19 protein-coding genes and 1 riboswitch are annotated in these 19,112 nt (G+C 40.3%); of the genes, 13 read left to right on the top strand and 6 right to left on the bottom strand.

Annotated elements, in window-relative coordinates; translation table 11 throughout:
- Window positions 1-38 precede the first annotated feature (38 nt).
- The 3 genes from cpdA to thiC all read right to left on the bottom strand — a co-directional run bounded on the left by cpdA (window position 39) and on the right by thiC (window position 3,459).
- On the bottom strand, window positions 39-854 hold the full coding sequence (gene cpdA, locus F927_RS09475) for a 3',5'-cyclic-AMP phosphodiesterase (RefSeq protein ID WP_005083937.1): 816 nt from the start codon (window positions 852-854) through the stop codon (window positions 39-41).
- Window positions 855-876: 22 nt separating this feature from the next.
- Window positions 877-1,488, bottom strand: coding sequence for an NUDIX domain-containing protein (locus F927_RS09470; protein WP_004637613.1), 612 nt, complete (start codon window positions 1,486-1,488; stop codon window positions 877-879).
- Between the two features lie 75 nt (window positions 1,489-1,563).
- Window positions 1,564-3,459, bottom strand: coding sequence for a phosphomethylpyrimidine synthase ThiC (gene thiC / locus F927_RS09465; RefSeq protein WP_005083934.1), 1,896 nt, complete (start codon window positions 3,457-3,459; stop codon window positions 1,564-1,566).
- Window positions 3,460-3,551: 92 nt separating this feature from the next.
- Window positions 3,552-3,672: riboswitch (TPP riboswitch) on the bottom strand.
- Between the two features lie 189 nt (window positions 3,673-3,861).
- Here thiC and phoU point away from each other — a divergent pair.
- Together phoU and F927_RS17360 are read left to right on the top strand one after the other, a co-directional pair.
- Window positions 3,862-4,584, top strand: coding sequence for a phosphate signaling complex protein PhoU (phoU, locus tag F927_RS09460; RefSeq protein WP_004637615.1), 723 nt, complete (start codon window positions 3,862-3,864; stop codon window positions 4,582-4,584).
- Between the two features lie 163 nt (window positions 4,585-4,747).
- Window positions 4,748-4,864, top strand: coding sequence for a hypothetical protein (locus tag F927_RS17360; RefSeq protein WP_100222740.1), 117 nt, complete (start codon window positions 4,748-4,750; stop codon window positions 4,862-4,864).
- 440 nt (window positions 4,865-5,304) lie between these two features.
- Here F927_RS17360 and F927_RS09455 read toward each other — a convergent pair whose 3' ends face one another.
- Window positions 5,305-5,580 carry an oxidative damage protection protein gene (locus tag F927_RS09455; RefSeq protein ID WP_005083932.1) on the bottom strand — a complete coding sequence of 92 codons (276 nt, stop codon included), beginning with the start codon at window positions 5,578-5,580 and terminating at the stop codon, window positions 5,305-5,307.
- 10 nt (window positions 5,581-5,590) lie between these two features.
- The gene (gene argH / locus F927_RS09450; protein ID WP_004637617.1) at window positions 5,591-7,024 is read right to left on the bottom strand and encodes an argininosuccinate lyase; all 1,434 of its coding nucleotides are present in this window, start codon (window positions 7,022-7,024) and stop codon (window positions 5,591-5,593) included.
- Here argH and F927_RS09445 point away from each other — a divergent pair.
- The 7 genes from F927_RS09445 to F927_RS09415 all read left to right on the top strand — a co-directional run bounded on the left by F927_RS09445 (window position 7,015) and on the right by F927_RS09415 (window position 13,217).
- The gene (locus F927_RS09445) at window positions 7,015-8,157 is read left to right on the top strand and encodes a sensor histidine kinase (RefSeq protein ID WP_005083929.1); all 1,143 of its coding nucleotides are present in this window, start codon (window positions 7,015-7,017) and stop codon (window positions 8,155-8,157) included. The genes argH and F927_RS09445 overlap by 10 nt on opposite strands.
- A 57-nt stretch (window positions 8,158-8,214) precedes the next feature.
- Window positions 8,215-8,952, top strand: a complete 738-nt coding sequence (locus F927_RS09440) for a LytR/AlgR family response regulator transcription factor (protein ID WP_005083927.1) — start codon at window positions 8,215-8,217, stop codon at window positions 8,950-8,952.
- Window positions 8,953-9,060: 108 nt separating this feature from the next.
- Entirely contained in the window at window positions 9,061-9,978 is a 918-nt protein-coding gene (gene hemC, locus F927_RS09435) for a hydroxymethylbilane synthase (RefSeq protein ID WP_004637620.1), read from the top strand.
- Complete coding sequence (locus F927_RS09430; RefSeq protein WP_004637621.1) at window positions 9,978-10,754, top strand: uroporphyrinogen-III synthase; 777 nt, start codon at window positions 9,978-9,980, stop codon at window positions 10,752-10,754. The genes hemC and F927_RS09430 overlap by 1 nt, the downstream gene beginning before the upstream one ends.
- A complete protein-coding gene (locus F927_RS09425; protein WP_005083924.1) occupies window positions 10,751-11,578 on the top strand; it encodes a hypothetical protein in 828 nt (275 codons plus the stop codon). The genes F927_RS09430 and F927_RS09425 overlap by 4 nt, the downstream gene beginning before the upstream one ends.
- Before the next feature lie 5 nt (window positions 11,579-11,583).
- Window positions 11,584-12,777 (top strand): hypothetical protein, encoded by a 1,194-nt coding sequence (locus F927_RS09420; protein ID WP_005083923.1) that lies wholly within the window; start codon window positions 11,584-11,586, stop codon window positions 12,775-12,777.
- A gap of 8 nt (window positions 12,778-12,785) precedes the next feature.
- Window positions 12,786-13,217 carry an acyl-CoA thioesterase gene (locus F927_RS09415; protein ID WP_005083921.1) on the top strand — a complete coding sequence of 144 codons (432 nt, stop codon included), beginning with the start codon at window positions 12,786-12,788 and terminating at the stop codon, window positions 13,215-13,217.
- A gap of 211 nt (window positions 13,218-13,428) precedes the next feature.
- Here the strand turns inward: F927_RS09415 and F927_RS09410 are convergent, their stop codons facing one another.
- Window positions 13,429-14,454 carry an IS30-like element ISAba125 family transposase gene (locus F927_RS09410; protein WP_005100823.1) on the bottom strand — a complete coding sequence of 342 codons (1,026 nt, stop codon included), beginning with the start codon at window positions 14,452-14,454 and terminating at the stop codon, window positions 13,429-13,431.
- A 282-nt stretch (window positions 14,455-14,736) separates the two neighbouring features.
- Between F927_RS09410 and F927_RS09405 the strand changes: the two genes are divergently transcribed.
- From F927_RS09405 to gspD, 4 genes are all read left to right on the top strand, one after another.
- Window positions 14,737-15,063, top strand: coding sequence for an H-NS histone family protein (locus F927_RS09405; RefSeq protein WP_004637627.1), 327 nt, complete (start codon window positions 14,737-14,739; stop codon window positions 15,061-15,063).
- Window positions 15,064-15,237: 174 nt separating this feature from the next.
- Complete coding sequence (gene gspN / locus F927_RS09400) at window positions 15,238-15,981, top strand: type II secretion system protein N (RefSeq protein WP_026056326.1); 744 nt, start codon at window positions 15,238-15,240, stop codon at window positions 15,979-15,981.
- Window positions 15,981-16,817: a type II secretion system protein N gene (locus F927_RS09395; RefSeq protein ID WP_005083919.1), complete on the top strand. Its 837-nt coding sequence runs from the start codon at window positions 15,981-15,983 to the stop codon at window positions 16,815-16,817. The genes gspN and F927_RS09395 overlap by 1 nt, the downstream gene beginning before the upstream one ends.
- A 41-nt stretch (window positions 16,818-16,858) precedes the next feature.
- Window positions 16,859-19,066 carry a type II secretion system secretin GspD gene (gene gspD / locus F927_RS09390; RefSeq protein WP_005083917.1) on the top strand — a complete coding sequence of 736 codons (2,208 nt, stop codon included), beginning with the start codon at window positions 16,859-16,861 and terminating at the stop codon, window positions 19,064-19,066.
- Window positions 19,067-19,112: the final 46 nt, after the last annotated feature.

Raw genomic sequence — 19,112 nt, 5'->3', positions numbered from 1 at the left:
TCGATGTGATTTGTAATCAAAAGTTTAACAAACCACAGTTAATCATAACCCAATACCTCAGAGCTGCTCATGCGTTCAGAGGTTTTTAAGCGGTATACTTGTGTTTCCAACTCACCATTGGCTTTAAGGCAAATATAACGATAACCTGGATGTTCTTCATCCAATGCAAATTTTTCACTTTTTGGTTTAAATTGAATGCATGTTGATGGCGTTGATAAAAATTCAATCCCTTGCCACTGATGAATTGCATCTTGATGAACATGTCCACAAACGATGGCTTTGATATTGGAAAAGGGTTTAACGGTTTCCAATAAATCAGAGGCATTTTTTAGTTTATGTTGATCGATCCATGCAGATTGCATAGCAAATGGATGGTGATGACAGGCAAGAATCACATAACGATCATGTAGTTTTGATAATAATGTGTGAAGTTGCTTTAGCTGTGATTCGGTTATTCTTCCATCAATACGCTGGGGTTGTGCGCTATTTAATAAAATAATGACCCATTTCCCAAGTTCAATCACGGTAAGTTGTGTTTGATCTACTTCGTGAAAAGGAAAATGTGCGACGTCATCATGATTGCCTGGTGTGTGGAAAAAAGGAATTTCCAAACTTTGCATATGCTGGATATAGCGATTGTATGTTACAGGTGTTGGTGTTTGTGCCAAATCACCCGTATGCACGATCAGATCGATTTGAGGATGTTGTTGACGCATCAAGTCAATTACTGCATGAAAGCTTTGTTCGGGTTGCATACCAACGAACTCTAAATGCGGATACTCCAATAAATGTGTATCAGTAATCTGTATCATCACAAAATCTTGTTGTGATGAGGTTGAGACTTGGTAGGTCACCGTGTTTAGCCCCTCAGACTTGTTATCGTTGTTGTATATGTTGAGCAAGCCATTGTAATGCCATGATTACAGGTGCATTTCTCAACCGCCCGTTATTTAATAGTATGTTTAATTGGGAGTAATCAAATAAATGAAGTTGAATGTTCTCACCTTCATCCGCTACCCCAAAAACACCCCCATCCTTAGGTAATTCAACTTCTGCTACATATAAATGAAAAAGTTCAGAGCAAGCTCCTGCAGACGGGTAGAAGCTAAATAAATGTTTTAATGTTGTGATGTCACATCCAGATTCTTCTAATGCTTCTCGACGAATACAGCACTCCGGAGATTCATCGCCATCAAGTACGCCTGCTATGACTTCAAGTTGCCATGCAGATACCGTATCGTTGATCGCACCAATTCGAAATTGCTCGATCAGAGCGAAGCGTTGTTGTGCGTCATTGTATAGTAAAACGCCAGCAGCTTCAGGTCGATGAATTAATTCTCGTTGAATGACAGGTGAGTACTCTAATCGATGAAATAATCGATGTTTGAGGCTCACTTTCTCTACTTGAATGAATCCTCGATATAAAAACGTTCGAGATTCTATCGTAACGTCGGAGGCTGAATAGCTGGCGTGGTCAAGAATATTCATCTTCAATCAGGATGAGATTGTACATATCTCATCCTAACCGAGAATGTTTCGCAGGCAAATCTTTTTTTAGTTGATTTACACTTTGTGGTACAATTTTTGACCATGTTCCTGATAAGCGGTTTTCATCGCATTGAGACCTGCTTCAACTTCTGTGTCGGCATCATTTGATTGTTTGGCATTGCGTTGATTTTGCGCATAATCTCGCACATTTTGCGTGATTTTCATCGAGCAGAACTTAGGGCCACACATTGAACAGAAGTGTGCTGATTTGTGTGCCTCTTTTGGTAGTGTTTCATCATGCATACTGCGTGCAGTATCAGGATCTAGGCTAAGATTGAACTGATCATCCCAACGGAATTCAAAACGTGCTTTAGAGAGGGCATTATCACGGACTTGCGCACCTGGATGACCTTTGGCTAAGTCTGCTGCATGTGCTGCAATTTTATAGGTAATAATTCCATCTTTAACATCTTTTTTATTCGGTAAGCCCAAGTGCTCTTTCGGTGTCACATAGCACAACATCGCTGTACCATACCAGCCAATCATTGCTGCACCAATTGCAGACGTAATGTGGTCATAACCTGGAGCAATATCTGTGGTCAGCGGTCCAAGCGTATAGAAGGGCGCTTCTTTGCAGACTTCAAGTTGTAGATCCATATTTTCTTTGATCATGTGCATTGGCACATGCCCTGGCCCTTCGATCATCACTTGTACGTCATGTTCCCAAGCGCGGTGGGTGAGCTCTCCCAAGGTTTTCAGTTCACTAAATTGTGCTTCATCGTTGGCATCCTGAATACAGCCTGGACGTAAACCATCACCTAAGCTGAATGACACATCATATGCTTTCATGATTTCACAAATTTCATCAAAATGCGTGTATAAGAAGTTTTCTTCATGGTGAGCCAAACACCATTGCGCCATAATTGAGCCGCCACGAGAGACGATTCCTGTTAAGCGATTCGCCGTCATTGGAACATAACGAAGTAATACACCTGCATGGATAGTGAAATAATCGACGCCTTGCTCGGCTTGTTCAATCAAAGTGTCCTTAAAGATTTCCCACGTCAAATCTTCGGCAACGCCATCGACCTTTTCTAAGGCTTGATAAATTGGAACAGTACCAATTGGAACAGGGGAGTTGCGGATAATCCACTCACGCGTTTCATGGATATTTTTGCCTGTTGATAAGTCCATAATGGTGTCGGCACCCCAACGAGTTGCCCATGTCATTTTTGCAACTTCTTCATCAATCGATGAACCGAGTGCAGAGTTCCCAATATTGGCATTAATTTTTACTAAAAAATTGCGACCAATAATCATGGGTTCACATTCGGGATGGTTAATGTTGGCCGGAATAATGGCGCGTCCTGCTGCAACTTCTTGGCGTACAAATTCAGGGGTAATTTCTCTTAAATTTTGTGCCCCAAAGTTTTGGCCTGGATGTTGACGCATATCAACATCTTCACGTTGGCGTTGGTTTTCACGAATTGCAATATATTCCATTTCAGGCGTAATAATGCCTTGTTTGGCATAATGCATTTGCGTGACATTTTTACCTGCTTGTGCACGACGTGGATTTTGGATGTGAGCGAAACGAATTTCAGCAGTACGAATATCTTTTAAACGTGCTTGACCAAACTCAGAGCTCAGACCCGTTAAAACATCAGTATCGTTACGTTCTTCAATCCATTTTTGGCGAATCGAAGGTAAACCTTTGTTTAAATCAATTTGTACATTTGGATCAGTATAGACCCCAGATGTGTCATATACCATGATTTGGGGATTGTATTCACCGCCTAAGCCAGTGGGTGTTTCTGTTAAGCTGATTTCACGAAATGGAACTTGAATGTCTGGGCGAGAACCTTGGACATAAACTTTTTTGGATGCAGGTAAAATACGAGTTAAATCTTTAGCATCTTGCTCATGTTGAGCAGAGATATCAGCTGGAGAAAGATTCGTTAATTGGTTCATGGCATGATCCTTATGTTATGGCATTAACGAATCAAGCACGACCAAAAACAATGGCGGATTTATCCTTCAAAACGTGGATAAAACTGAGCTAGGTTTTTGCTGGGCTTGATTCCTACGCAGGTGTTAACCTGATCAGGTTCAACGGTACTCATATTTAAATCATGTGATTATTATGATCTCAGCAGTTGATTAACTGCGCTCCGTCAAGCAGCATTTAGCTTAGCATGATTCTGATCGTGTCTGTTGGCTGGAACGATCAGAATTGCACAATTTTTCTAACTTCTATGTTATGTTTGAAATATCCGAGTTGGTTAATCGGAAATAAGATGACTGTCATAAAAACTTCATCATTGTTATGTTTTAATCATGCATCATTTTCCATGTGTCTAATGGAGGCATTCTGTGAGTCCAAGTAATCCTGTGTTAAGTCATCATATTTCTTCACAATTTAATGAAGACTTACAAGATGTACATACCAAATTTATGAGCATGGGGGGCTTGGTAGAGCAACAGGTAGCCAATGCCATCCATTCTTTATTAGATACGGATGCCAATCTCGCGATTGACGTTCAGTTTAAAGACAATACTGTCAATCAGCTTGAGCGTGATATTGATGAAGGTCTAACCTTGATTTTGGCACGTCGTCACCCAGCTGCGATTGATTTGCGTATGGTCATCGCAATGAGTAAGGCCAATACTGACTTGGAGCGTATTGGGGATGAGGCTGCAAAAATCGCACGTATTGCTCAAAACCTATGTGAAGAGGGTGAGTCTCCACGTGGTTATATGGAAACACGTCATATTGGAAATCAAGTACGTGTCATGATCCATGATGCCTTGGATGCTTTTGCACGTTTGGATGTAGATCAAGCTTTGAAAGTTGTGATGGCAGATGTTGATATTGATCGTGAATATCAGTCAGCAACACGGACATTGATGACTTATATGATTGAAGATCCACGTCATATTTCACGAGTGATGAATGTAATGTGGGTATTACGTTCTTTGGAGCGTATTGGTGATCATGCACGTAATATTTCTGAACAAGTGATTTATATGGCAAAAGGGACCGATGTTCGTCATACCAGTATCGAAGAAATAGAACAAAAAGTTAATCAAAAATAATTTTATTTGATCTGTCTGAACTCTATTGTTTACCAGTTTTGTAGGATGCCTCTACCTGACCGTAGAGGCATTTCTGTTATAGTTTTTTGAAAAATTCTGTGTCTATATTTTAACGGATGGGTCATTCAAAATGGGATTAATCTCATTTGAAGGTGTGACCGCGATGCGCTTTTTAAAAAAGAATAACTCAGCAAGTTTTGTTTTTTTAATTATTACGCTCTATGCTTTTCTTGGCTTTGCGATTGGATTCGTAATCTGGGAATATTTCTTAGTGAGCTAAATGATACATAAAAAAATCCCAGACTTCGGGGGAAAGTCTGGGAGAGAAATATCATACTTCGGTGAGATCTCTAAGGGTCTCTTTGTCCTTCTGAATTAACTATAAGGGTGATCCGGAGTTGTGTCATGTAGACAAGTGTGTATGCTCTGTAAGACTTTATTGCTAATGTAAATATCACGTAAAAAAGAGAGCGAATTTACTCTCTTTTTCAGTTACTTACAGGTGTCTTCTTCGTGTCTTACAGAAAACTAAAGCGTTACTTTCCTGTTTAACTCGAAGCATAGCTTCTCGTCTTGTGCAAGGGCAGAGCCTTAAAACGATGTTTTAAGTTTGCTTATCCTTGCACTCCGAGCATAGCTCTCCGTCTTGCGCAATAGATTCTTTTTGATTGTGGCCTACGCGGACTTCGTCCTTGTCTTGCAGAAAACCAAAGCGTTGCTTTAGTTTTCTTCAGGCTTCCAGCCTTCAGCTTTTTCTACGCTTTCATCATTGTTAAAGAATTTCTCACGTTGTTCTTCAAGAAACTTTTTAGCTTCAGGTTCAAACACATTTAAGCGCTTTTCATTAATCAATGTAGTTTGGTGCTGTAACCATTCTTGCCAAGCTTGTTTGGAAACATTTTCAAAGAACTCTTGCCCTTTCGCACCAGGAAATGGTGCGAAATCTAGACCTTCAAGCTCTTTTTGATATTTACGGCAAAATACTTGTCGAGTCATTATGATGTCCTTATGCGTAAAGCTGTTCTAAGCGAGTGTGGGCACGAGTAATTGCTGCTTCAACCTGTCTCGGTGAGGTACCACCAATATGATCACGTGCATTGACAGAGGCTTCTAGGGTCAATGCTTGATCGAATACATCAGCACCAATTAAATCCGAGAATTGTTGAAGTTGCTCTAAGGTCAATTCCGATAAGTCTTTTTCCTCTGCAACGCCTAAAGCGACTGCTTTACCTACAATTTCATGTGCGTCACGGAAAGCAACACCTTTTTTAACTAAGTAATCAGCAAGGTCTGTCGCTGTTGAGAAACCACGGAGTGCAGCTTCACGCATAATCTCGATATTTGGAACAAGTGCAGGAATCATATCTGCAAATGCCATCAATGAACCGCGAACTGTATCAATCGCATCAAACAAAGGTTCTTTGTCTTCTTGGTTGTCTTTGTTATATGCCAAAGGTTGACCCTTCATCAGCGTCAATAGGCTAATAAGATCGCCAAACACACGACCTGATTTACCACGGATCAGTTCAGGAACATCTGGGTTTTTCTTCTGTGGCATGATGGATGAGCCTGTACAGAAGCGATCAGGAATGTTGACGAATTTAAATTGTGCTGAAGTCCATAAAATCAGTTCTTCTGACATGCGAGATAAATGCATCATGATCAAAGAGGCAGCAGCATTAAATTCAATCGCAAAATCACGATCCGAAACGGCATCTAATGAGTTTTCTGAAACAGACTCGAATCCAAGTAACTCTGCTGTATACGCACGATCAATTGGGTAAGTTGTTCCTGCTAAAGCTGCTGACCCCAGCGGCATACGATTAACACGCTTGCGGCAGTCTTGTAGACGCTCTGTGTCGCGGATTAGCATTTCAAACCAAGCCAGCAAATGATGACCAAAAGTCACGGGTTGAGCCGTCTGAAGATGGGTAAAACCAGGCATGATCGTGTTGGTATTCTTGCTTGCAAGTTGCAAAATGCCTTGTTGTAGACGCTGTAAAATTGTCAAAATATCATCAATTTCATCACGCAAATATAAGCGAATATCAGTTGCAACTTGGTCATTACGGCTGCGGCCAGTATGTAGTTTTTTTCCTGTAATGCCGATACGTTGAGTCAAGCGAGACTCAATGTTCATATGCACATCTTCTAAATCAATACGCCATTCAAACTCGCCTGCTTCAATTTCTGCTTGAATTGTGGTTAAACCTTGAATAATGTCATCACGTTCAGCTTCAGTGAGAACACCCACTTTAGCAAGCATGGTTGCATGTGCGATTGAACCTGCAATATCTTGCTTATAAAAACGTTGGTCAAATTGCACAGATGCGGTAAATTCTGCAACAAAAGCATCTGTTGCTTCTGAGAAGCGACCGCCCCACATGCCAGAGGTTTGATGAGGGCTTGCTGAAGATGAGGATTGAGAAGATGTGGTCATGGCGGCTCAGTAAAATAAAAAAGAGTATAGCAAATCCAAACGCAGTTGCCGAAACTCGTGCGAAGAAGTTATCGCAATCACGTTCATTGAATCCATCAGGCTCCTATTTTTTTACGAAAATTGGGCAATGGCAATACTTATTAGAATTAATTGTTGCAAGTAATGTTCTGGCGATGGTGTTGGCTTTGGCCGAAGCGCAGTCGTGGCAGGCATTGCAGGGTATTCGTGTCTTGCAATATATGTTTTTTATTAATTGGGTGATTTTGTCTTTTGCTGCATTGGTGGATTACTTCCAAGCTTTTTTTTCTAAATTTAGTCAGAAAACCGCTTTAACTTTGGGTTTTATTCTGTTGCAGCTGATTGTTTTTTCAACCACCTGTGCAGTAAATGTGATTCAGTATTGGACAGTACGCTCAGGTAGCTTTAATGAACAGATCTTATTCCATGGTGTGGGATTGCATTTGAGTTATGGTGTCTTGCTTGGTGCATTTTGTTTACGTTATTTATATATGCGTGAACAATGGTTGAATCAGCAATATAGTGAATTGAATGCTCGAATTCAGGCGATGCAAGCACGTATTCACCCCCATTTTTTATTTAATAGTTTAAATAGCGTGGTGAGTCTAATTAGTATTGATCCTGACAAGGCTGAAAATATGCTGATCAGTTTGTCGCGGTTGTTTCGAGCAAGTTTCCAAGAGCTTAAATTGGTCAGTTTGGCCGAAGAAATAGATTTATGTCAGCAATATCTCAGCATTGAAAAAATACGTTTGGGTGATCGTTTAAAAGTCGAATGGAATATTCAAGCCACACCGATTGAGCTAAAACGCGTTACGATTCCCTTATTAACATTGCAACCCCTGCTGGAGAATAGTATTTTTCATGGGGTAGAAAGGGTATTGCAGCAGTCAACCATTACGGTATTGGTTGAAATATTGCAAAATCAAGTCAGTATAGTCATTACTAACCCTTATTCTCGCGATACAATAAAACCGCGGAAAGGAAATGGTATTGCGATCGAAAATGTTGAACAACGTTTGAAAGCGTATTACGGTCAAACTGTAAAATTTCAAGTGTATGGCGGCACATCGTTATATACCACTGTGGTGAATTACCACTACCGAGTAAAATAATAAGTCGAGTTAACCATAAAAAATATGGATGAAGTTAACAGTGACAAGGAGAAATGGATGAAAGTCCTCATTGCTGATGATGAACCACTTGCAGTAGAGCGCTTATCACGTTTGGTAACTCAAATGGGACACGAGGTTGTGGCAACCGCACATCATGGACAAGATGTGTTAAGCCAGATAGAACAAACTTCACCTGATGTGGTTTTGTTAGATATTCAAATGCCAGGCATGAATGGTTTAGAGTGTGCAGAACAATTGCGCCATTTAGATCCACGACCTGCTGTTATTTTCTGCACGGCTTACGATCAGCATGCATTGGAAGCATTTAAATTTCAAGCACAGGGCTATTTACTAAAACCTGTCGCACAAGAAGATTTACAACAAGTATTTCACCATTTAACTCAACTAACCCAAGCACAAATGACGGGTTTACAATTAGAAGATATGGACGATTCCAAAACCCAGCGTCACCAAATTGCTGCTAAAACGTATCGCGGCGTCGAGTTAATTCCATTAGAGAATGTATATTATTTTCTAGCGGATCAGAAATATGTGACCGTTCGCCACAAGAATGGCAGTGTGTTGATTGATGAAACATTAAAAGATCTGGAAAATGAGTTTTCAGATCGTTTTATTCGTATTCATCGTAATGCGTTAGTCTCTCTAGATTATTTAGAAGGTTTAGAGTTGGTGGCTGCGGGGCAATATCAAGTCCGTCTACGTGAGTTGGATGAGCGTTTGTCGGTGAGTCGTCGACATCTACCGAGTTTAAGAGAATGTATGCACCAGCTATAGAGGTTGTTTTACCTGAGCTGAAAGATTGTTTGTGATTTTTTACTTGCAATTTTAGATGATCAAGTTAAGTTGGGAGCAATTGCTTTAATCAATACTTGACGTAGATTTATGAAAACTCTAAAAATTGCGACTCGACAAAGTCCTCTTGCACTTTGGCAAGCGGAGCATATTCGTTCTCGTTTAAACGCACTTTATCCAGATTTAACTGTTGAGTTGGTTAAGTTTGTCACGCAAGGTGACAAAATCCTCGATACGCCATTAGCCAAAATTGGTGGTAAAGGCTTATTTGTGAAAGAACTGGAAGCCGCGTTATTGGATGGTCGTGCTGATCTGGCTGTGCATTCTATGAAAGATGTGCCGATGCATTTACCTGATGGTTTAACTTTAGCCGTTATTTGTGAGCGTGAAGATCCTTTAGATGCCTTTGTGTCGAATCAGTATGCGCGATTTGAGGATTTGCCGCAGGGTGCAAAAGTTGGAACTTCGAGTTTACGTCGAAAATGCCAGATTTTGCAGCAACGTCCAGATTTAGAAATTGTTGATTTACGTGGCAATGTGGGAACGCGGTTATCAAAGTTGGATGATGGTTTATATGATGCGATTATCCTCGCCAGCGCAGGTTTAAAGCGTTTAGGTTTGGCTGATCGGATTCGTCATTGTTTGGCTCCTGTCCTTAGCTTGCCTGCGGTGGGGCAAGGGGCATTAGGTTTGGAATGTCGTGCAGATGATGAAAAGCTTTTAGCATTGATTCAGCCCTTACAACATGAAGAAACCTCGATTTGTGTGCGTGCGGAACGTGCCCTAAATGCTTATTTGGAAGGGGGGTGCCAAGTGCCAATCGCAGGTTATGCCACTATAGTCAATCATCAATTACAGATTGAAGGCCGTGTTGGGAGCGTTGATGGAAAGACGTTGCTTAAAAAACAATTGATTGGTTCAACGGATCAAGCTGAACAGTTGGGTGAGCAACTTGCACAAGATTTATTGGATCAAGGTGCAGGTGAATTATTGAAAGCCCTATATTAATGCGATTTATTAATACTCGCCCGCAAGATCGTGCAGATCGCTTGACTCAAGCGATGCAGGATGCGGGTTATCAAGTAGAACACTTACCCTTATTAGAGCTAATTGCTGTGCCTCTTTCTGAGGAATTACAGCAACTATATCAGCAATTAGATCAGGTGCAGGTGATTGTTGTTGTCAGCCCAACAGCGGTTGATATCGGAATGAAGTATTTGGTCAAGTCTGGGTTGAACTTGCATCAGCTCGCACATATTCGCTGGATTGCGGTAGGTCAGGCAACAGCCAAAGCGTTGGCCCAGTTTGGTATTCAAAGTGATGTGCCTGAGGTGGAAAGCTCAGAAGGCATGTTGGATCTTCCTCTTTTAAAGCAACAGAGCGATTTGCAGAAAATTGCTTTTTGGCGAGGATTAGGTGGGCGTCAATTTATGATGCAGCAATTACAACAGCAAGGCGTCAAAATTGCGAACTTTGTGCTTTACCATCGGCAATGCCCTCAACAAAGTGTGTTTGAATTCCCTCGTTTATTAGAAAAAATGGAACTTGATCAACCAGTCGCGGTGCTGATAAGTAGTGAGGCGAGCTGGAAAAATTGGCTTCAACTTTGTGCACAAAATCCTTGTAAGCAGAAATGGGTGTATTTGGTGTTAGGTGAGCGTTTAACTGCTATTTTAAATCAAGCGCAACATAGTTTAGGCAATACAATTAACATTATTCAGCTTGAAAATTTATCTGCATCGGAGATTATTCAACGCATGAGCGATTGGCGGGGGGCGGTATGAGAAAAATTGTCTATTTAATATTATTACTTGGCTTAGTGTGGTTGGTTAAGCTCAGTTATGATATGGCTCAAAATGCTCAGACGATTCCTCAACTGCAACAGCAACTTTCGCAAACTGAACAACGTTATGCTTTATTGAATGATCAGTTAGTCGCATTACAGCGTCAGTTGCAAAGTAGTAGCCCAGAAACACCTTCTGGTTTAAATATGTCTCCAATGGTCATTACTGGTGTAGCACCCGTGATTTTGATCCAACAACAATTGCAACTGGTTCAGTTCGCGCTAGATCAACAACAATTTATTTATGCTTTAGAGCATTTGACTCAAGTTCAACAGCAAGTGCTTCAATCGAGTCTGGCGCCTGCACTACAACACAGTTTGCTCAAAGCGATTGAACAAGATAAGCAGTCAATTCAACAATTCGTTTTGACTCAAACACAGCAACAACAACAACTTGAAGGTTTATTGCAAGAATTGGATCAGCGGATTCAAAAAGAAATACAAAATCCTCAGTTGAAAACTACAAAAGACGAATCTTCAATATGGCGGCATTGGTTTAATTTGGAAAAAGTGCAGCGCAATCCACCTGACTTAGTGCATCGTAATCTTACTTTGAAAGAGGCGCAATTACGGATGTTACTTGCGTCAGATGCGTTACATCGTGGTCAGCAGGCTGAATACAGAAAATCAATTCAAGAAGTGATGCAATTGCTGGCTGAACTACCAGATCAGAATAGCCAACAAATGAATCAACGTCTTGATAAGATTTTGCATTTACCAACAGTAGCAACGCCGAAACTGATTACACTCGGGTTAGTGGGGTAAGCACAATGAAACATTTGTTGCTTCGTTATGTGTTGATTAGCTTATTCTTATTCGCAATTTTTGCGGTTTTGAGTTATGGCTATGGGCATGGTTATGCTTATCTCTATTGGCGTGATTGGCAATTACAAAGCAGTGTTTGGGGCTTAATTGCATTATTTATTATTATCAGTTTGTTGGCACAATCATTTTGGTTATTGGGTAAACGCTATTTTGTACGTGAACAACGTAAAAAAGAAATAGCCCTCCATTTTAAGGATTTGCATCCTTATGAGCAATTAGGTGTTGTTTGGTTGTTGGATGCGGCTAAAGATCAACAGGTTTTTATTGAACGAGTGTATACCCAATCAGGCTTGTTAAACCACATTGTTGCCGCCCAATTTGATTATAAAAATGGGAATTATGACGCAGCTTTGCAGCACTTGGAGCAATCGGCGCCGGTCGCGTTTGAATTGGCTGAATTGCAACGTATAGATATTTTTTTAGCGCAACAACAAGAAGAAAAAGCACTCACGCATTTAGAGTTTTTGACTCAACATCAATTATCTCCTTGGTTACTTCAAATCGAAACGGCTTATCAACAGCGTATCACTGCTTTATGGGGGAAATTGGCATTACAACGTCCGTGGTTGTTCCTGCAAGCAACGCAATATGGTTTGCTTGATGCTGAACATCGAGATCTATGGTTGCAGCAATTGCTGATTAAGTTTGATCAGGCATCCGTGGATGATTTAGCGGCATTGCAACAGCGTTATTTAGCCTTGCAGAATGAAATACAGACTCGCCCATATACGAGTAAGGTGCTGTGGCTTAAATTATTGGCTCGAATGCCTGAGATGAGCATACAACATGAGCAATTGGCCTTGCATTTATTACAAGAGCATTTTGATCCAGAAGTATTTTATCTCTGGTTTCAACAGCAACTCCTGAAGCAAATTCCAGATTATGTTGATGTAGAGCAACGTATTTTGCTGTTCGAGCAACGTTATGCGGGTGTGCCGATGCTAAGTTTTGCTAAATGGCATATTTATGTGGCGACAGACCGTCAACAGGAAGCTGAGCAGTTATTAACTTTATATCCTGATAATATATTAATGAGTTATTTAAGGATTAAGTCAGTCCTAGGGGATAATTTGGATTTAATCAAACAGTTGAATTTAATATTTGAAAATGATGTTAATTTTCTGAACTTTAAGCTGTGAGTGAGAATATGAATGAGTTGTCTGTCTACCCTGTTATACATAAGCAAAGTGTTGCTTGGGGAGATATGGATGCATTTGGTCATGTAAATAATGTGCAATATTATCGCTATATAGAAAGTGCTCGTATTGCCTATTTGATGGCATTAAATATATTTGAGCAAGATATATTGACCGTAGTTGCATCGAGTCAATGTAAGTATTTAAGCCCTGTATTTTATCCAGATGTGTTGCATGTTGGTGCGCGTATTGAGGAGATCCGAAACAGTGCATTTAGAATGCAATATGTATTGTGGAGTGAGCAACAACAACAAATTGTTGCAACAGGCGATGCTGTAATGGTGTGTGTTGATAAAGTGAATGCAAAAAAAATAAATATCCCAGACCATATTAAGCAAAGGATCATTCAGTTAGAAAAGACTGTAGAGCATGATTTAATTTGAAACTAATCATCGTAAAGACAATTATGTCTGGTATTATGATTTTATAGAAAAACTTCATTTGCTATTTCTCTGTAACACATCTTACATAGGCGTGATGGATTAAGGTTTGTAAATGGAGTTTTTCAATAATAAGTAAATCAAAGTGAGCCATAAAATTATCGGGTGTGATTTTTTGTGAAGTCGAAATATCAGTGCTATGCACTGGGCGAATTCAAACATGAGGTGCGACAGTTTGAAAAGTCTTATGATAATCAACAAGCTGAGCAAATTTCTCTAATGGTGTAAGCCAATCTAACGCTTTTCTAGGACGAGTATTCAGTGACATGGCAACTTGATTTAAATAATGCTGATCTGCCTGATTTAAATCAATCCCTTTAGGTAAATATTGCCTAATTAAACCATTCATATTTTCGCATGTGCCTTTTTGCCAGGGTGAATGTGGGTCACAGAAATATACATCTATGCCTAAATCTTCTTCAAGTATTTTATGTTCTGCCATCTCGCGTCCACGGTCATAGGTCAACGTTTTACGCAGTTCTGCAGGTAAATATTTCAGAGCTTCAGTTAAAGCCTTGCGCACTGATTCTGCCTTTGCATCAGGTAATGTTGCCAAGATACAGAGCCGTGTATTTCGTTCAATAAGTGTTGCTATCGAACTTTTATTGTCTTTACCTTTAATTAAATCAGCTTCCCAATGACCCGGTATTTTTCTTTCTTGAACTTCGGCTGGGCGCTCATGAATAGTTTTAATATCCTGTAATATAGAATCTTTTTTAGGTTCACCGTTAGCTTTTCGCTTTTTATTTTCATGACGCAGACAGGATAATAAGTCTTTTTTCAACTCACCCTTTGGTAATGCTCGTATCGTTGAATAAATCGTTGTATGGCTTACATTCATTGTTTGATCCAAATCAGGAAATGTCTTTAAACGCTTTGCTATTTGCTGAGGAGACCATAAACAACGGATCGCTTCAACAATAAATTTCCAGAGGATTGAATCGATTTTGAGTTTTCTGTGACCACGTCTACGTCTAGCGAAGGTGTTATCAGAAGCATATTGAGCTTGATAAACGTCATTGATGCTATTTCTTTTAAGCTCACGATAGATCGTACTAGGATGTCTTTTAATGAGTTCAGCAAATTTTCTGGCTGAAAAGCCTTCTTTTCTTGACTCAAGCATTAATGCAGTACGATCTTCAAAGTTAAGATGATGGTATGACAATTTTATATACTCCATAAACCCTTTAAATTAATTAGGTGGTTTATGTCGCACTTCAAGTTTTACTCTGCCCTGTTTTGAACTGAGCTAAATTAAAAATAGATTAATATATATTTTATTTTGAGTTTTCATTTTAAGTTTTCTTGTAAATAAAAAGCATTTTTTTTGTTATAGTGTGATTAATTCAGCTATTCTTATATTGATTAATTAAATGCATATAAATTAATATTGAGCTGAATTTAGAATTCATTTTTTTTATTTTTGCGTGAAATATTTTCTTATTGAGTTGGAGTGGTTCGGATGAAACCAGATATTAGTGATTTATCAGTTGAAGATTTAAAGCGTTTGCAAGCAGAAGCTGAAGCTTTAATTGAAAGTAAAAAAGACCAAGCAATTGAAGATGCATATAATCAAATCATAGCAATTGCTGATGGTATTGGTTTAAGCGTTGAAGAGTTATTGGCTGTAGGTGAGCAAAAGCGTAAAAAGACTACGCGTAAAGCTGTAGAACCACGCTACCGCAATAAAAATAATACTGAAGAAACTTGGACTGGTCGTGGTAAACAACCGCGTTGGTTGGTTGCTGAATTAGAAAAAGGCGCAAAACTTGAAGATTTCTTAATCTAAGTGAGTTTTAAAGTCATCGTTTTGTCATACCATGACTTTATCCTTTGTAAAAAACCAAGCTTAAAAGCTTGGTTTTTTTATATGAGAGAATTGGCGATGTTGAAAAATTATGCATAATGTCATTCAGAGCAAGTATTTTAAATGGATGATGTTAGCGATGTTGGTAAGGGTGGGATGAAGAAAAATACCAAACAATGGAGATGGTGGCTATTCGCCATTTTTGCATTTTTAATTTTTATTATTTTACAGATTCCAGCAACATGGCTTATTGCGAAATTTTCTAAAGATAATCAATTACTACATAATGTTAGTGGCAACATCTGGCAGGGACAAGCGGACTGGCAACGTGGGCAGTTACGAGGCTCTGTGCATTGGAAGACACGACCTTTAGATTTGTTGCTATTACGTTTTGGGGCTGATCTCGATATCCATAGTGGCAACACACAATTTAATGGTGTCTTTGCTTATGGCTTGGGGAAAAAAATTATTGTTAAGGGGTTACAAGGTCAAGTGGCACCTGAAACTTTGCGTTATTTTGCCAATTGGCAATGGCCTGAGAATGCAATTCAACTCAAGGATGTACAACTTCATTATCACAATGAAAAAGGTTTTAGTGCCACTGAAGGGCAACTGAACTGGGGTGGTGGCGAATTGACTTATACTTTTGGTCAGCGTCAAGAGCGTATGACTATGCCATCTTTAATTGCCGAGTTAAAAGATGCCAATGGACAATTGCAACTGGATGTACGCGATCAACGCAGTCAAAAAATGGCAAACATAAGTTTAGATGCCAATCTTATGCTTGATGTACAACTGACACAGCGAATGCTGTTAAACGTTCCTTCTTATCAGGGTAAAGCAGGACTAGACACTTATGTGATTAGCTCACGCCAGCCATTGTTACAAGGTGGAATGTGATGGACGCATTAATACAAAAAATACAACAGTTAGATTGGCAAAAGCTCGATAAGCTCAGTCCGTTGATTTTGGCAATCTTGTTATTATGGCTGTGTTGGAAACTCGCTTCGTTTTTTTGGTTGGTAGTTGCTCCTCCTCAAGCGATGCAATTTGATCGGGTTGAGTTGGGTTCACAACAAGCACAAGTTCCGAATATCAGTTCATTCGCTTTATTTAATGAGCCCGCTGCGAGTACAGTGCAGGATAATGTTAATTTGGAATTACAGGGGGTACTGCTCGGTTCTTCCAACTCGTTGTCCTCTGCAGTGATCAAATTAAATGATAGTGCTGAGCGTTATCGTGTAGGTGAAACCTTAGGTTCAACGTCATATCAACTGGTTGAAGTGTATTGGGATCGTGTGGTGTTGAAACAAGGCAATGGCGCAACACGAGAAGTGACCTTTAAAGGGTTGGAGAAAGGTTTATATCAACCAATAGAGCCGGTTAGTCGCAATAACCAGCCACCGCCTGCACATATGCCAGAGCCTGTTCAAAACTCTCCTCAGTCTGCATTGGGGCAGGCAATTCAAGAAATGCAGGATAACCGTGAGCAATATCTGAAGAATATGGGAGTGAGTGGTGGTGCAGATGGCTATGAAATCACAGATCAAACACCCGTTGGTCTTAAAAATACATTGGGTTTGCGTGCGGGGGATCGAGTTCTATCGATCAATGGTCAAACCGTTGGGCAGGGACTAAGCGAAGTACAATTACTAGAGCAAGTGCGTCGTCAAGGGCATGCCAAAATAGAAATAAAACGTGGTGATCAAGTGATGACCATTCAACAGAGTTTTTAGTGATCACACATCATCACAATAGTTAGGAATAAGTGCAGGTTATGGCTTTTTTGAATCATCAGCGTCCACTTTGGGCATTACTTGCCGCAGCACCGTTAGTTGCGACAATCAGTACCCATGTACAAGCACAGACATGGAAGATCAATCTACGTGATGCAGATTTAGCAGCTTTTATTAATGAGGTTGCTGATATTACGGGTAAGAACTTTGCAGTTGATCCGCGAGTGCGCGGTAATGTGACAGTCATTTCGAACAAACCACTCAACAAAGATGAGGTTTACGATCTCTTCTTAGGTGTATTAAGTGTCAATGGTGTGGTGGCATTGCCTTCAGGAAATACGATTCGCTTGGTGCCTGATAGTAATGTGAAAAATGCAGGTATTCCTTATGATGGGCGAAATCGTGCGGGTGGGGATCAAATCGTAACGCGTGTTATTTGGCTACAAAATACCAATCCAAATGAACTCGTACCTGCTTTGCGCCCATTGATGCCACAGTTTGCGCATCTGGCGGCAGTAGCGGGAACCAATGCACTTATTGTTTCTGATCGAGCAGCAAATATCTATCAGCTTGAGAATATTGTCCGAAACTTGGATGGAACAGGGCAGAATGATATTGAGGCGATTACGTTGCAGTCGAGTCAGGCAGAGGAAGTGATTGCTTTGCTTGAGACAATGAGTGGAACGGGATCATCTAAAGATTTGATGGGGTCTCGAGTACGTATTGTTGCGGATAATCGCACCAATCGTATTTTGATTAAAGGTGATCCAGATTCACGCAAGCGGTTGCGTCAAATTATCGAAATGGTCGATGTGCCGTCAGCAGATCGTTTGGGCGGATTAAAAGTATTTCGTTTGAAATATGCAAGTGCAAAAAATTTAGCTGAAATTTTACAAGGTTTGGTGACAGGTCAGTCAGTTTCATCCTCATCGACATCTAATAATAGTAGTTCAAATGCTGTTAGTAATCTGATTTCGAATAATCAAAATAGCAGTTCATCCAATAACGCATCGGGAAATTCAGCGATTAGCCTAAATAGTGGTTTTAATAATCGTCAAAATGATGTGACCAGCTTTAACGGAGGAGGCGTGAGTATCATTGCTGATGGTACGCAGAATGCCTTGGTCGTGAAAGCTGACCCACAATTAATGCGCGAGATTGAATCGGCAATACAACAACTGGATACACGTCGTCAGCAAGTGTTGATAGAAGCTGCGATTATCGAGGTTGTTGGGGGTGATGCTGAGCAACTTGGTGTGCAATGGGTATTGGGTGATCTAAATAGTGGTGTCGGGCTGGTTAATTTTTCAAATCTTGGTTCTGGACTGTCCAAAATTGCCGCTGGTTATCTAACTGGTGGTGCGGTAGGTGCAGCAGGGGCTTTTGGAGATGGTGCTTCAATAGGTTTAGGAAATTTTGAAAACCCCCGTAGGGCATATGGTGCCTTGATACAAGCGCTGAAAGCGAATACGAAATCCAATTTTTTATCGACCCCATCCATCGTCACAATGGACAATGAAGAAGCTTATATCGTGGTGGGGCAAAATGTTCCATTTGTTACAGGATCTGTTGCAACTCAGGGTAATAGTACTGTGAACCCGTATACGACGGTTGAGCGAAAGGATGTGGGGATTACGCTGAAAGTTGTCCCACATATTGGTGAAGGGGGATCGATTCGTCTTGAGGTTGAGCAAGAGGTTTCGAATGTTCAGCCTAATCGAGGGCAGGCAACGGATTTGGTGACCAGTAAACGGGCGATTAAGACCTCTGTACTAGCTGATCATGGGCAAACTGTAATTTTGGGTGGTTTGATTTCTGATGATACTAATCTAACTCGTCAGAGTATCCCGGTGTTGGGTGATATTCCCTATTTAGGACGGTTATTCCGTGCTGATACACGCAGTAATGATAAGCGTAATCTTTTGGTGTTTATTCATCCAACCATTGTTGGGGATTCAGATGATATCCGTCGTATTTCACAGCAACGCTATAATCAATTATATAGCTTGCAACTTTCGATGGATAAAAACGGAAATTTTGCCAAACTGCCTCAAAATGTCTCGGATATTTACACTCAACAGGGGATAAATAATTCACCATATCAAAAAGTGCCAACAGCGACGCAGCAAAAGACCTCTGCGGTGACTACGCCGGTGGCGACAGCACAGCCACCTTTGCAAAAGAAAGCGGTTGAAAGAAGTAAGAATACGGTGACCACGACGACGTTGCATCCTGCATCTTCACAGTAGAAGCACACAAGCACTTCTGTCACAATGTTATGATTGCAAGAGCCGA

Origin of the sequence: Acinetobacter haemolyticus CIP 64.3 = MTCC 9819 (genome assembly GCF_000369065.1) — a bacterium.
GTDB lineage: Bacteria > Pseudomonadota > Gammaproteobacteria > Pseudomonadales > Moraxellaceae > Acinetobacter > Acinetobacter haemolyticus.
Note: the sequence above shows the minus strand (reverse complement) of the source record. Positions and strands in the feature narration are given on the sequence as shown.